The following is a 14341-nucleotide window of genomic DNA, read 5'->3' as shown; positions in this document are numbered from 1 at the left end:
TTTTGCGCAGTTTCATGTCGAACGTTCGACATGAAACTGCGCAAACCAACTCACCCCCATAAGGGCTGCTTCTCCGAAATCGAGCGGACTGACCTGCGATTCCGCCCCCTTCTGGTTCGGGTTAAGGATCCTTATACATTAGCTTTGCTAATCCTCTTACCCTTTACGCTGCCCTCCCGTCGTGCTATTTATACTGAAGGTCTGCAATTCGACTAAAGCGGTGATCGCAAAATCTAATCGCAGCTCTGCAAACCCCAAAATAGCGATGACCACTCCGACACTTTTCTGGATCGCTCCGGGCGCGGCTCTCGTCAGTCTCGCGTTCGCCTACCTATTCTTCCGCCAGCTCCAAACGAAGAGCGAAGGAACCGAACGCATGCGAGAAATCGCCGGCTACGTGAGCGAAGGAGCCAGGGCGTATTTGAAGCAACAATACAAGATAGTCGCCTTCGCGTTTATCATTCTCACCGCTCTCTTCGCCTTCCTCGCCTATCAGCTTCACGCCCAAAACCCGTGGACCCCGGTCATCTTCGTGAGCGGAGGCCTCTTCTCAGGTCTCGCTGGATACTTCGGGATGAAAACAGCCACCGCAGCGGCCAGTCGCACCGCTCAAGCCGCGAGCGAATCTCTCAACAACGGACTGCGCATCGCCTTCCGGAGCGGAGCCGTAATGGGGCTCTCCGTCGTCGGTCTAGGATTACTCGCCATCAGCATCTGGTTCGTAATACTCGTTCAACTACATAGCCCAAGCGGCAAGCCAAACATGCCGTTCATTACCACGGCCCTGCTCGCCTTCGGCATGGGGGCTTCCCTACAAGCCCTGTTCGCCCGCGTCGGAGGAGGTATCTACACCAAAGCTGCAGACGTGGGAGCTGACCTCGTGGGCAAAGTCGAAGCAGGGATCCCAGAAGACGATCCCCGCAACCCCGCCACCATAGCCGACAACGTTGGCGACTTCGTTGGAGATGTCGCTGGCATGGGCGCGGATCTCTACGAATCCTACTGCGGGTCCATTCTCGCAACCGCAGCCCTTGGCGCTGCCGCATTCGCTTACGATCCCAGCCTACAGATCCAAGCCGCCGTCGCCCCCATGGTGGTAGCCGGAATCGGAATCGTGCTCTCGGTCATCGGCATCTACCTCGTCCAAGCCAAAAAGGACGCCAGCCAAAAGTCGCTTCTGCACGCTCTCGACCGAGGCGTCAATTTCGCCGCCATAGGTATCGCCGTCCTCTCGATTCCCGTTATCTTCGGCCTCGGTCTTCCCAACGGATGGGGAATCTGGACCGCAATCGTAATCGGACTCATCGCCGGAATCGCCATAGGCAAAGCCACCGAATACTATACATCCTCCGACTACGGCCCCACCCTCTCCATCTCGGAAAACGCCGAAACAGGTCCGGCCACCGTCATCATCGCCGGACTGGGCACCGGCATGATCTCAACCTACATCGCCGTATTCGCAGTCTGCATCAGTATCATTTTCTCATATTCCGCCGCCTCGGGATTCGATCTGGCAAACATGGCCGGCGGACTCTACGGAATCGGCTTCGCCGCAGTCGGCATGCTTTCCACCCTCGGAGTCACCCTCGCTACGGACGCCTACGGCCCAATCGCGGACAACGCCGGCGGGAACGCCGAAATGAGCGGACTCCCCTCTGAAGTCCGTCAGCGAACAGACGCCCTCGATTCGCTCGGAAACACAACCGCCGCCATCGGCAAAGGCTTCGCCATCGGGTCCGCCGCCCTCACCGCCATGGCTCTCATGGCCTCTTACGTTTTCGCAGATCCCAACATCGACAGCTACAAAAACGCGAACGAGCTCCTCCTAAACTACATCAACACCCACGAGCTTCACCTCCTCAACCCGCGCATTCTTATCGGACTCTTCATCGGAAGCCTCATGGCGTTTCTCTTCTGCGGACTCACTATGAACGCCGTAGGACGCACCGCCAAAGACATGGTCGAAGAAGTCCGCCGCCAGTTCGCCAAGGACGACAAGATCCTTAAAGGCGAGTCCACTCCCGACTACGCCAGCTGCGTCTCCATCTCGACCCAGGGCGCCCAACGCGAGATGCTCACGCCTGCCCTCATCGCCATCGCCGCTCCAGTCTGCATCGGCCTACTCTTCGGTCCCGCCGGAGTAATCGGACTCCTCGTAGGCGGACTCGCGACCGGCTTCGTGCTCGCCGTCTTCATGGCCAACTCCGGAGGCTCCTGGGACAACGCCAAAAAGTTCATCGAAGAAGGAAACCATGGAGGAAAAGGCTCCGCAGCTCACAAAGCCGCCGTCATCGGCGATACCGTGGGCGACCCCTTCAAAGACACATCCGGCCCCAGCCTCAACATCCTCATAAAGCTAATGACCATGGTTTCCATCGTCACAGCCGGTCTCACACTATCGTATTCGCTATTCTAGCACAGAAGAGCGACGCTCCGTCGTTGCCGCACAAGTAGAACAGTCGAAACCTACCCAAGCGTCATCTCCACCGGACAATGGTCCGACCCCATGATGTCCGGCAAAATTCTCGCAGCCTTAAGCTGCGGCCGAAGCGACTCCGAGATCATGAAGTAATCGATCCGCCACCCTACGTTCCGAGCTCTAGCACCCGCACGGTAGCTCCACCACGAATAATGCCCCTTACCCTGGGTGAACTCACGGAACGTATCAACAAACCCAGCCTCCAAAATCGTATCGAAATCCGCCCGTTCCTCATCCGTGAAGCCCGCGTTTTTCCGATTCGTCTTCGGGTTCGCCAAGTCGTCCTCCGTGTGGGCCACATTTAGATCGCCGCAAAAGATCACCGGCTTCTTCGCTTCCAGCCCTTTCACGTAGGCCAGAAAATCTCGATCCCACTCCTGGCGATAATCGAGACGCTTCAACTCGTTCTGGGAATTCGGAGTATAAACCGTCACCAAGTAGAAATCCGCGTACTCAGCCGTGATCACACGCCCCTCCTGGTCGTGTTGCTCGATCCCGATGCCGTAAGCGACAGACTCTGGCTCTTTCGTGGCGATAATCGCCGTCCCCGAATACCCCTTCTTCACCGCCTCGTGAGCGATCACCGTCTTGCCCACACCCCAGTCGAAGCCCTTCACGATATCCGCTGTCGCCTTCGTCTCTTGCAGGCAAATGAAGTCCGCGCCGCACCCATCAAAAAAGTCCATCGCGCCCTTCTTCACCGCCGCACGAATCCCATTTACGTTCCAAGAAATGAATTTCATCCGCTCGGTCATAGTGGCCGACCGCTACGCATCAAACCGAAACCTCCAGAAAAGCAGCGCTGGACAAGCGCACCCCTCCCCCTAAAGTGCCCGCCTGACCTATCCAATGAGCGCCGGACAACACCTTCCCCTTGGCCAAGCCATACCAAACTCGCTACACGCCGTTTCAGTGAGCATTCCCACCATGGCCGACGTTATCGGCTACGAGGAAAAGAACCCAGAAACCCTCTCCAAACTCACCTCCGGCTACCCGCGTTTCGTCCTCCACACCTTCCTCCGTCAGGTAGAAGCCCATTGGCAACGCCTATTCGAAACACCCGACCACTCCTATTGGCCAACCTCCTCAGAAGGCATGGCCAAACGCCTACAAGCCCATCTCTCGGAAGTCCCTAGCAAGCTCATTGTCCACCGAGGCGTATCTGCGCTCCGGATACCGACCGCCCCGCAAACAAACCTCGAAGCCAAAGCCTTCCTCCAACACGTCGGCGGTTTCCTCTCAGCTCGCCAAGCCGAAGACTATCTAGTGACCGAGGGTGCGCTCGAGTCCGCCCCAAAAGAAGATCTCTACGAAGGCGACCCCGTCGCCCGCATTCGAGACGAACTCGCTCCACTCCACGGAGTCGACCCCGCCTCCATCACCCTCTCCAACACTGGCATGAACGCCTTCTTCGCCGCCTTCGAAGTAGTCCGCTCTATCCAGTACCCCAAAGGCCGCAAGTCATGGATCAAACTCGGCTGGCTCTACACCGACACCATGCACATCCTCGACAAGCTAAGCGGCGAGGAAGCGACCAACCTAGAGCTCCTCGACATACTCGACCTCGACACTCTCGAAAAGATGCTAGAGGAAAGAGGCAACTCCATCGCCGGCATCGTCACCGAGACTCCCACCAACCCGCTCATTCAAACCTGCGACCTCGACCGTATCAGCAAACTGGCGACACAATACGGAATCTACTTCATCGTAGACCCTACCGTAGCGTCACCTGCCAACATCGAGGTCGAGCCCTACGCCGACATTATCGTCAACAGCCTCACGAAATACGCAGCCAACGAAGGCGACGTCATGCTCGGCTCCATCGCCGTCACTGACCACTGCCCTCAAAAAGACGAAATCCTAAGTTTTATCCGAGACGACGTCGAGCCACCCTACACACGCGACCTCCATCGCCTCGCATATCAGATTTCCGGATACCAAGACCTCGTCAAAACGGTAAACCAAAGCACCGCCAAAATCGTCGAGTTCCTCGAATCACACCCCAAGGTCAAATCCGTCTACTGGGCCAAGCAAGCAAGCACCCGCCAAAACTTCGAAAAACTCGCCCGCTCGCCCGAAGCCGCCGGCGGGCTCATTTCCTTCGAGATCGACGGACCGCTCGCCCCATTCTACGACGCCACTCCGCTCGGCAAAGGGCCAAGCTTCGGCATGCACTCCACCTTGCTCTGCCCCTACATCTACCTCGCCCACTACTCCCTCGTCACCAGCCAGGAAGGCCTCGAGACCCTCGCCAGAGCCAACATCACCCCCGAGCTCCTTCGCCTCGCCATCGGCGAAGAACCGGTCGAGGAAATCATCGCCGCCCTAAAAATCGGCCTAGAAGCCTAGCCCAGTTTCCTACTTCAACCTTCACAAATCCTACTTTCAAAATGTCTCGTCCAGATACCGGAGTCGTCCACTACGACCTGCCTTCACCCTACATCCCCCACGCCTGCGGCCTACTGCACCTTCCGCGCTTCATCGCCAAAGCCAAGAAAGCCGTCAAAGGCGAGCTCGGGAAATCCTACCAACGCAACTACAAGAAAGGCTTCGACCGCTTCCTTTGCCTCCACCTCGGCATCGATCCCGACGAGGTGGAAAACATCGTCCGCGAAAGCGACTCCGACGAAGAGATCGACCGCCGCCTAGCCGAGATCCTTCCCGAAGACCTCAAGATCGCCAAGTGGAACCGCGAAGTCGTGCAAAAGGGCCTCAGCCCCATGGGCCGCGAGTCGCTCCAGCAAGCCAAACGCAAAATGGGCATCGAAGACCGAGACGACTTGATCACCTTCGCGGACATGATCGAGTTTGACGAAGAACGCATCCCATAACATACAGGACGTACTTCAAGGCGTCTTCACCCCCGAACGACCGCTTAATCATAGTCTCTTGTATCTGATATGCCAACCCCCTCCGACCAGGAAGTCCTCAGCAGCGGAACCGAAACCGCGTATCGCGGCGGATGCCACCAACTCGAGTTTTCCGGCGAACACGTCGTCACCGCAAAGCAACCCGCCCTTCCGCTCAACCTGACTTTCACCCTCCCTTCGGGAGCCCGCATCTCCGCCAAAGCCTTCGCTCGCAACGACGGAAAAGCAATCGCCAGATGCTACCTTCCCGAATCCGGCGAATGGCGCTGGGAAGCCAAAAGCTCCGCCGGAAAAGGCGTCGCGAGCGGACGTATCCAAGTCGAGGACTCCAGCCTCCCCGGCAAACTTCGCGTCTCCCTAAAAGACACCCGCCAATTCCAATACGACAGCGCCAGCCCGTATCTACATATTGGCGACACCGCCGAAGCCCTGCTCTCCCCAGATCAAGAAAACTGGCAAGCCTACATCGACCAAGCCGCCCAAGCCGGCTTCACCAAGATCCGCGTACGACTCCCGGAAACCGCTACCTCCGCCGCCAATTTCTACGACTCGAACCGCAAGCACCTCAACCTCGCCTTCTGGGACGAGGTCGAAACCCGCCTGCTCTACGCCCTCGAACGCTTCCCCGGGATACAATTCCAGCTAGACCTCTTCGCCCAAGACCGCGACGAGCTCGAACGCTTCGAAGAAGGCGACCCGCTCACCCACCTCGTCGTCAACTACGCCTGCGAACGCCTCAGCCCGCTCGCCAACGTCCACTGGTGCCTCGCCACCGAGATCGATCCCGCCAAGGACAGCGCCGTCACCCTCCAAGCGCTCTCGCGACTCGGGAAGACCATTTACGAGCAAGCCCCCTGGCACTCGCTGATCACCTGCGGACAACCCCGCTACGCCAGCTTCCTCTTCGATCGCGAAAAATGGTGCGGCCTCACCTCACTCGCCTCCCTCGGCCAAGTCGACGGATCCTTCGTACCGGAAAACGCCAAGCTAACCCGCAAGCCAATCGTACTCGACGCAGACCGAGCCGAGCACGCCCTCGCTCCTCTACAGCCCCGCTTCTACTTCCGACGCCTCTTCTGGGGACTCCTTCTTTCCGGAGCCCACCCCACGTACCACGGCCTCAACACCAGCGGACAAGGGCACGGCCACAAGGCAGGCATCTACGGCTACTACGACGCCTGCCACGCCGGACGCCTCCAATCCGGAGCCCACGACCTACTCCACATCCATACCTTCATTCGCGAAACCTGCGAAACCCTCGAAGGCTGGGTCGCCGACGACTCCATCAGCGGCAACAAGCCCCTCCTCTGCAAATCCATGCGCTCCGCCGAGTCGGACCAGTGCATCGTCTATATCGCCAACCCAGACGCGGCAGACGGCCACAGCGGCAAAAACGGAGAAGGCTTCTACTCCGACCAAAACGCCAGCGCCAGCGACATCTTCACCACCTTCAACCTAGAACTCCCTTTCGCTATCGGAAAAGCCAAGTGGTTCAGCCCGACCCGAGGAGAGTGGAACGGCGAAGTCGAAATCACCAAAGCCTCCACCATTTTCCTCACTCCCGAACCAGGAGACTGGATTCTCTGGATCCAACGAGGATAAGCGTCCCCAGCTTTTCTAACCCGCAGAACTCGCGGGAGTTCCGACACGCCGCGATCCAGCAAATTCTGCCCGAGCCGTTCGACAAGTCTGGCCGCCTGCGCCATTATTTTGGCCGATGGAACTGCCTCTCAAACGTGTCGAAGAATTTCTCCACAATCGAATCCCTGTTTCGAAAGCCATCGACTGCCAGGTCGTCGAAGCCTCGGATAAATGCCTCAAACTCTCCGCATCGAAAATCGGCAACACCGTGATGGATTCGGAATTCTCCGACCTCAGCGGCATCACCCTCTGCAAGCTCTCAAGCTGGGCCTTCCTTCAAGTCTCCCTCCAACGGCTCAACTACAAGCCCTTCACCAGCCTCAGCCACGCCACTTTCAGCAAAAACAGGGAAATCGATTCCAACTCCTCCACCCTCTTCGCCACCTGTTGCCTGCCCAGCGACAAGGAATGGCAGCAGTTTCTCCGCATGCTCTCCCGAAAAGCACGCGCCAAAGTCAGCCTCGTAGCGACCTTGAGCGACGAACTCGGTGAAACAGCGACGTTGACTTGCGAATACGATACGCGCGATCTGGATCCCGCCTAAACCATAGCGGCCTCCACCAAACTCGAAGCAGGTCCGGTTTCCTCCAGACCGCCGCGTCTCGAATTCACCGTCCATGCACAAGAAAGACATCGTCGAAAAACTCATCGCCATCATCGAGCACGAGCTCGATATCGCCTCCAAGGCAGCTCTAGAAAGCGCCGAAGAAGCGACCGACGAAGAGTCGCGCCCAGAAAACAAATACGACACCCGCGCCCTCGAGACATCCTACGTAGCCAGCGCTCAGGCCGGCTACGCCGCCGACCTCCAAGACGCCCTCCAAGCCTACAAAAACCTGCAAATCACCGACGAGCCTCACGACGGTCCCAGTGCCATCGGCTCCATCGTCACCACCCTAGGAAACTCAGGCAGAGAACAATTCTTCATCGGCCCAGCCCACGGCGGCGTAGAGCTCGAAACCGAGACTGGCCCCATCACAGTCGTCACCCCCAAGTCGCCACTTGGAGCTCAACTCATCGGCAAAAGCCTAGGCGGCAACGCCGGCGACCGCCGCATCCTCCGCGTCGAATAAACGCTCGCCAGAACGCAAAAACCTAAGGGATCCGGATCGAAGCCCCGACCTTCAAGCTCCCCTCGTTGGGGATCACGTCACGATTCGCATCCAAAATCTCCTTCCAGCGGCTACCATCCCCGTAGACAGAGCTCGCTATGCGGTAAAGCGAATCACCCGATTTGATCGTGTAACGACGCCCCGAATCCTGCTGCACGCTCGCCTGAGCCACCGGCCGACTTGGCGCAGTACGAGGCTGAGCCCGCTCAACCCGCGACGCAAAAACAGGTTCCGCCCTCGCCGCGGCCGCCTCGGTCTGGGAAGCCAGCAACGAGTCCGCCAGATCGCTTCTCCGGGTACGAGCGTCAGTCAGCTGACGCTTCAGCAACTCGTTCTGCGTCCGCAAGCTTTCGATAGTATCCAAAAGCTTTAGACGCTCGAGCGGATCCTTATAAACCTTCGCATCAAAAGTCAGAGCGAACTCCTTCTTCGCGCTCTTGATCCGCTCCTCCACCAACTCGATACGCGTATCCGCATCCTCGCGATTGCTCTGACGCAGCAAAGCCTCGTAATGCTTGAAATGGTAGATCGCCGAAACCGGATCATGCAAATGCTTCAGGTAGATATTCCCCGCATCGAGATGCGACTCCGGAGCGTTGCCATTTCGGCGTTGGATAAGCTTCAGAAAATTCTCCAAAGCCTCGTTCTCCATCCCCCGAGCATACAAGTCCCGGGCCCGACGAAAAATCGGATCCTCATCCTCCTGCAGAATTTCGAGCGAGTCCTGCTGAGCGCAGCCCGCCAAAAACGCGAACCCCACGAGCGTGAAAAAGAATAGTCTGGAAGCCTTAGCCCTAAGCGTCATTTAGTATCGTCTCTCTACGCATAAGACAGCAACCCGAGCCACGTTTCCAAGTCCTAAATCCTGAATAGATAATTTTGCTTCCCAACCAGATGGAAACACCTCAGATCATCGCAAAAGGCCAACGCTGCCTCGACGTCGAAATCGCCGCCCTCCAAGCCACCCGAGACGCCTTGAGCGAAGGCTTCGCAGGAGTCGTGGAAATCCTCCACCAAACCCTCGCTCGCGGCAACAAGCTCATCCTCACCGGCATCGGGAAAAACGCCCACATCTGCCAAAAGCTCGTCGGCACCCTCAACTCCACCGGAGCGCCATCCACCTTTCTTGACGCCGTTCAAGCCCTGCACGGAGATCTCGGACTCTGCCGCCAAGGAGACACCGTCCTCGCCTTCAGCAACAGCGGCGAAACCGAGGAGCTGCTCCGCTTCCTCCCCATGGTCCAACGCTTCGACGTGCAAACCATAGCGGTCACCAAAAAAGAAGACTCCACTCTCTCCCAACTCTGCGACGCCACGCTCTCCTACAAGGCCGATCGCGAGGCCTGCCCGCTCGAGCTCGCCCCCACCGCTTCCACTACCGCCGCCATGGCCATCGGCGACGCAGTAGCCATGGTCCTTTTGGAGCTCAATTCCATCTCCCGCGAAGACTTCGCCAAATACCACCCCGGCGGCTCTCTCGGACGCGTCCTCTCGCCCAAAGTCGACGAAATCATGCGTCGCACCGAGAGACTCGCCGCCCTCCCCCAAACCTCCACCTGCAAAGACTGCTTGGCAGAAATGTCCGCCAAAAGCTCCGGCTGCGTCGCCCTCCTCAACGAAGACGGCACCCTCGCCGGCATCATGACCGACGGCGACATCCGCCGCTACATCCTCAGCCACCCCAATTTCCTCCAAAGCCCCGCCAGTTCGGTCATGACCCCGAACCCCATCACCATCTCCAGCGGAGCCTTCGCTGCCCAAGCCCTCAAAACCTTCGAGCAGCACAGCATCGACGATCTCATCGTGGTCGACTCCGCCAATCACCCCATCGGCATCATCGACGGCCAAGACCTCACCAAGGTCCGCATGATCTAACCCCCCCGCTCAAAAAGACGCCACCCCTCCCCCAAATATCCGCGTCACTCTGCGCAGTTTCATGTCGAACGTTCGACATGAATTTGCGCAAACCGCATTCCATGCGTATCTTCCCGACAGTGAAAATACACCGTAAGAGCAAGGATCTGATCGAGTTTATCTTCCTCATGGGGATCGACTCCCTGACAAGCACTACAAGCCTTCACAAGCTCCTCCGAAGTTACGGAGGCTGGGAAACGGAAAGCAGTTACTGGCGCCAACTCCAATCATTGAGGGAGAAGGATCTTGTGGAGTACGACAACTCCAGACCGAAATGCGATTGGATCCCTCAGCTAACTCAATCAGCCCAAAACGTGATTCCCCAGTCACTCGATCCAGAGAGCGCCTGGAATCGCCAGTGGGACAAGCAGTGGCGAAGCATCACCTTCGATATTCCAGCAAACGAAAAGTCCGAACGCAAACGGCTAGACCGCTGGCTTGACGAAAACCGGTTCGGACACCTGCAAGGCAGCCTCTGGGTCAGCCCTCGCAGCTACACGGATTGGACCACCGACCTAAGTAACCTGAATATAGATCCAAAGTCGGTGATTTTTATGGAAGGGCGACCGCTAGGCCAACTCGATGACCAAGCAATCGTCACTCGCAGCTGGCCTTTCGAAAAGCTAGCCCTTCTCCACGACGAATACCTCCGACTACTAGAAAAGCAGACTCCTCAATCAATCGACCAGCTATGCACAAGCTTCCGCCAGGAAGCGCATATGTGGCGAGCCTGTTGCGACAAAGATCCATTTCTCCCCAACGAGCTTCATCCCCCAAATTACAAAGGAACACTCTGCTGGGAACACCGAAAAGCCGCCTACAAACACTGGAGCTCCCTCCTCTGAGCCACAAGAACTCTCCACCCGTTTAGCGCGCCCCACCGAGTGCGCAGTTTCATGTCGAACGTTCGACATCATTTTGCGCATTCCAGCGAGGATTCGATGCGCATTCGGGGTTTGCAATGGAAGCGTTGTATGCGATGCATACTGCTTCTCCTTCACTCCGATGCAAAACACGCCTCACACTCCCAGCCCGGAAACCTCCAAGCAGCTCCCCGAGCTGTTCCAGTTGCTTCAGCCTCACCTGAAAGCGCTGGACGCATTTTTGGAGACCCAAATCTCCGAGTTCGAGCCTGAGATTCGCGACCACGTCGCCTACAGCATGGACACCGGAGGCAAGCGCATCCGCCCTTCACTCATCTTCTTTAGCGGGTGGAATTCCGAAGGTGAGATCGACCCAAACCTCGTTAAACTCGCCGCCGTTGTCGAAACCGTCCACCTCGCCACCCTCGTGCACGACGATATCATGGACGAGGCCGATATCCGCCGCAACCGCGCCACAGTCGCCAAAAAGTACAACAACGCCACCGCGGTCCTCCTAGGCGACGCCCTCTTCTCGCACGCCGTTTACCTCGCCACACAGTTTCCGACCACAGAGGTCTGTCGAGACATCGCGATTTCCATGCGCCAAGTCTGCACGGGCGAGATCATGCAGACCATGCAACGGGGCGACCCGAACCTAGACATGGAAACCTACTTCCGAGTCATCGATCTCAAGACCGCAGAGCTCTTCAGGGTCGCTTGCCACTTGGGAGCCCGTCTCGCCGGCTTCGAGGACGACTACGTCAAAGCCGCAGGCGCCTTCGGACGCCACCTCGGAATCGCCTACCAGATATACGACGACATGACCGACCTCTTCAGCTCCGAGGAGAAAATCGGCAAAACCCTCGGCACCGACATCGCCACAGGCAAGCCCACCATGCCACTTATCCTCATGCGGGATCGCCTACCCGAAAACGAAGCCAAAGCCCTCCGTGACACCTTGGCCGGAAATATCGAAGCAGACGTCCCCTACTGGCTCGAAAAGCTCCGCGAAATGGGAATTTTCGAAGAGGTCCGCCAAGCGATTTTCGACGAAATCCATAAGGGCCGGAACGCAATCAGGCCCTTCCAAAACAACCCGTCCGCGGCTCACCTCCACACCATCAGCGAGCTCCTCTGGAACCAAGTCGCCGCCCTCTAGCGAGCCAATCCGCTCAAAAGTAAAAAAGCGGCTTCAAATCTCCGCGATTTTGCGTATAGATTGTAGGTTCAAACTTATCACCCCAAACTACAGTGAGCATCAGCAAGGCAATCAACAAAACCTTGGTCTCTACGCCTGAGCGGCAACAAGAGGCCGATGAGGACCTTGCGATCGTGCACAAAGTCCAAGCGGGAGACGTCGACGCCTTCGACGAACTGGTCACCAAATACCGCGAACGGATCTACGCTGTCGTCTACAACTTGACCTCAAATCGCGAAGACGCCTCCGACCTCACCCAAGACGCCTTCATCAAAGCCTTCCAATCCGTAGGCCGCTTCAAGGGCAAATCCAGCTTCTTCACCTGGCTCTACCGCATCGCCCTCAACACCACGCTCACCCACCTACGCAAAAACAAGCTTCGCCGCTTCTTCAGTTTCGAGAAGATGAGCGAAGAGGATCATTCAGCTGGCTTCATCGAGCAGCTCAAGACCGATTCCGACTCGGACAAGAACGCCCTGATGAACGAGCTTCAAGAGAAGCTCAACGACGCCTTCCAAAAACTCTCGGTCAAACACCGCACCGTCATTACTCTCTACGAGATCGACGGACTCAGCCACAAGGAGATCGCCGAAATCGTCGGCACCTCCGTTGGTACCGTCCGCTCCCGCCTCCACTACGCCAAACAATTCCTGCAAGCCGAACTGAAAGACTACGTCAAGTAGCCCCTTGGATCGAAAAATGCCCAACGCTTCCCACACAGCGACCGCAAACGCCGACCAACGTCTGAGCCAACTCATTCGGCTCAAACGCTTGGAAACGCCGGATGGGGAGTTTTGGCAATCCTTCGAGCAGGAATATCGCGTACGCCAGATGAGCTCGCTCGTCCAAGTACAGCCCTTGCATACCCGCATTCGCAAGGCCTGCGTGATTTTCGCTCGAAAAGCAGCTCCTCCCGTCGCCGCCGTCAGCGCGGTAGCGATCACAGTCGTCGCAGTCAGGAACTCCCCGGATCTGCCTGCCGGACAGTCCGAAGATCAAAGCAAGGCCACCTCCCAGTTCACGCAAGCGGAGGTCGACTCTTCCGCCGAAGAAGCTTACTTTGTGGTCCAACAAGAAAAGGAGCAGCTCCAGCAGCCCTTGGAAATAGAAGCGGACGGGACCATATACCAGATGAACGTATTGAGCCATGGATACGCCACAGGCGACGCCTATTTGCTCAACGCGACCCCAGTAACCTTTATTCACAGCCAGGCCCAACAAAACGCAGAGGCCAAGATTATTAGCGAACAACCCGATTACTAAGTATGCTCCGAGCCGTAAGACTCTCCGCATTCCTAGGTTCGCTTCTCGTCTGCTACTCCCTAAACGCAGAGCCAGGGGCATCACTCACTTCGATTGAACAACGACTAGTCTCGCTGTATCAGCAACACAAGGACGCAGTCGTCAAAGTCAAAGTAGCAACCAAGAAACAGAGCGAGAAAGGGCGAGAGCAAGTTGAACTAACCGTACTCTCTGGATTTTTCATAGATGAGAATGGAACGGTCCTCACCAACGCGGTCCCCACGCACGAAGGCCCAAGACTCAGAGTAGAAAAGGATGGAGCACAGTTCCTCGCCGTGCCAATCGGCTCCGACCCCATCTCAAACCTAGCGCTTATCCAACTGGCAAAACCTCCCGAAACATTGAGCTACATCGACGTTTCCCAAGCGGCCGACGTTCCCCCCGTCGGCTCCATCGCCTATTCCATTACAAGCCCTTTGGACTTTTCGGCCACTCCCAAACTCGGCTTGGTAGGCGGCCAAGAAAGCAGCTTCGGCGATATCGCCTTCCCCTTTACCTACACGCGAGTCGGGATCAAGTCTGGCCCCGCAGAAGGAGGCTCTCCCGTATTCAATAAAGACGGACAGCTAATCGGCATCAGCGTGGCGACCTTGCCTGAAATCGACTCCAGCTACATCGTCGCTGGCACACCGCTCCAATCCATCATCAAGCAACTTCGCTCGCAAGCGAACGTCACACATCCCGTCATCAAGGCAAAATTCGAGGAACGCGGCAGCCCCATCGACCTAAGCCGACGCGTCATTATCACAAAGGTCGAGCCTAACTCAGCCGCTGAGAAAAGCGGATTACTAGCGGGCGACCAAATCATCAGTTTTCAAGACAAGCCGCTCACAAGCCTCAACCAATTTAGGGACGATCTCTTTTTCAGTGAAGCGGGCAGCTTCGCCAGCCTGATGATACTGCGCGGAGACGAGCAAAAAGAGATTACAATCTTGCTCGAGAAAAAGTAGAGCAACCAACAC

The 14341-nt window shown here is 57.2% G+C and carries 15 protein-coding genes; 13 read left to right on the top strand and 2 right to left on the bottom strand.

The features are described from left to right. The coding region (locus JIN87_RS28400; RefSeq protein ID WP_234033586.1) for a hypothetical protein at window positions 1–216 on the top strand (216 nt) is incomplete at its 5' end. Between the two features lie 49 nt (window positions 217–265). Continuing rightward, window positions 266–2416: a sodium-translocating pyrophosphatase gene (locus JIN87_RS23985; RefSeq protein WP_200358386.1), complete on the top strand. Its 2151-nt coding sequence runs from the start codon at window positions 266–268 to the stop codon at window positions 2414–2416. A gap of 50 nt (window positions 2417–2466) precedes the next feature. Here JIN87_RS23985 and JIN87_RS23980 read toward each other — a convergent pair whose 3' ends face one another. Further along, window positions 2467–3222 (bottom strand): exodeoxyribonuclease III, encoded by a 756-nt coding sequence (locus JIN87_RS23980; RefSeq protein ID WP_200358384.1) that lies wholly within the window; start codon window positions 3220–3222, stop codon window positions 2467–2469. 106 nt (window positions 3223–3328) lie between these two features. Between JIN87_RS23980 and JIN87_RS23975 the strand changes: the two genes are divergently transcribed. From JIN87_RS23975 to JIN87_RS23955, 5 genes are all read left to right on the top strand, one after another. Then, window positions 3329–4828: a PLP-dependent transferase gene (locus JIN87_RS23975; RefSeq protein WP_200358383.1), complete on the top strand. Its 1500-nt coding sequence runs from the start codon at window positions 3329–3331 to the stop codon at window positions 4826–4828. Window positions 4829–4869: 41 nt separating this feature from the next. After that, window positions 4870–5310 carry a DUF5069 domain-containing protein gene (locus tag JIN87_RS23970; protein WP_200358380.1) on the top strand — a complete coding sequence of 147 codons (441 nt, stop codon included), beginning with the start codon at window positions 4870–4872 and terminating at the stop codon, window positions 5308–5310. A 69-nt stretch (window positions 5311–5379) separates the two neighbouring features. Next, window positions 5380–6951, top strand: a complete 1572-nt coding sequence (locus JIN87_RS23965; protein ID WP_200358378.1) for an apiosidase-like domain-containing protein — start codon at window positions 5380–5382, stop codon at window positions 6949–6951. Between the two features lie 115 nt (window positions 6952–7066). Further along, a complete protein-coding gene (locus JIN87_RS23960) occupies window positions 7067–7534 on the top strand; it encodes a YiiD C-terminal domain-containing protein (protein WP_200358376.1) in 468 nt (155 codons plus the stop codon). 73 nt (window positions 7535–7607) lie between these two features. Next, window positions 7608–8063: a hypothetical protein gene (locus tag JIN87_RS23955; protein ID WP_200358374.1), complete on the top strand. Its 456-nt coding sequence runs from the start codon at window positions 7608–7610 to the stop codon at window positions 8061–8063. A gap of 22 nt (window positions 8064–8085) precedes the next feature. Here JIN87_RS23955 and JIN87_RS23950 read toward each other — a convergent pair whose 3' ends face one another. Next, on the bottom strand, window positions 8086–8907 hold the full coding sequence (locus JIN87_RS23950; RefSeq protein WP_200358372.1) for a LysM peptidoglycan-binding domain-containing protein: 822 nt from the start codon (window positions 8905–8907) through the stop codon (window positions 8086–8088). Window positions 8908–8996: 89 nt separating this feature from the next. Here JIN87_RS23950 and JIN87_RS23945 point away from each other — a divergent pair, with 89 nt between their 5' ends. From JIN87_RS23945 to JIN87_RS23920, 6 genes are all read left to right on the top strand, one after another. Continuing rightward, a complete protein-coding gene (locus JIN87_RS23945; RefSeq protein ID WP_200358369.1) occupies window positions 8997–9977 on the top strand; it encodes a KpsF/GutQ family sugar-phosphate isomerase in 981 nt (326 codons plus the stop codon). A 77-nt stretch (window positions 9978–10054) separates the two neighbouring features. Further along, on the top strand, window positions 10055–10861 hold the full coding sequence (locus JIN87_RS23940; RefSeq protein ID WP_200358367.1) for a hypothetical protein: 807 nt from the start codon (window positions 10055–10057) through the stop codon (window positions 10859–10861). A gap of 160 nt (window positions 10862–11021) precedes the next feature. Then, window positions 11022–12038, top strand: coding sequence for a polyprenyl synthetase family protein (locus JIN87_RS23935; protein WP_200358365.1), 1017 nt, complete (start codon window positions 11022–11024; stop codon window positions 12036–12038). A gap of 92 nt (window positions 12039–12130) precedes the next feature. Beyond that, window positions 12131–12760 carry a sigma-70 family RNA polymerase sigma factor gene (locus JIN87_RS23930; RefSeq protein ID WP_200358363.1) on the top strand — a complete coding sequence of 210 codons (630 nt, stop codon included), beginning with the start codon at window positions 12131–12133 and terminating at the stop codon, window positions 12758–12760. A 16-nt stretch (window positions 12761–12776) separates the two neighbouring features. After that, window positions 12777–13340 carry a hypothetical protein gene (locus JIN87_RS23925; RefSeq protein WP_200358361.1) on the top strand — a complete coding sequence of 188 codons (564 nt, stop codon included), beginning with the start codon at window positions 12777–12779 and terminating at the stop codon, window positions 13338–13340. 2 nt (window positions 13341–13342) lie between these two features. Next, window positions 13343–14329 (top strand): S1C family serine protease, encoded by a 987-nt coding sequence (locus tag JIN87_RS23920; RefSeq protein WP_200358359.1) that lies wholly within the window; start codon window positions 13343–13345, stop codon window positions 14327–14329. The last annotated feature ends 12 nt before the right edge of the window (window positions 14330–14341 follow it).

Origin of the sequence: Pelagicoccus mobilis, from assembly GCF_016595505.1 — a bacterium.
Lineage (GTDB): Bacteria > Verrucomicrobiota > Verrucomicrobiia > Opitutales > Opitutaceae > Pelagicoccus > Pelagicoccus mobilis.
The sequence above is the reverse complement of the archived record's forward strand: the minus strand, read 5'-3'. Positions and strand labels throughout refer to the sequence as shown.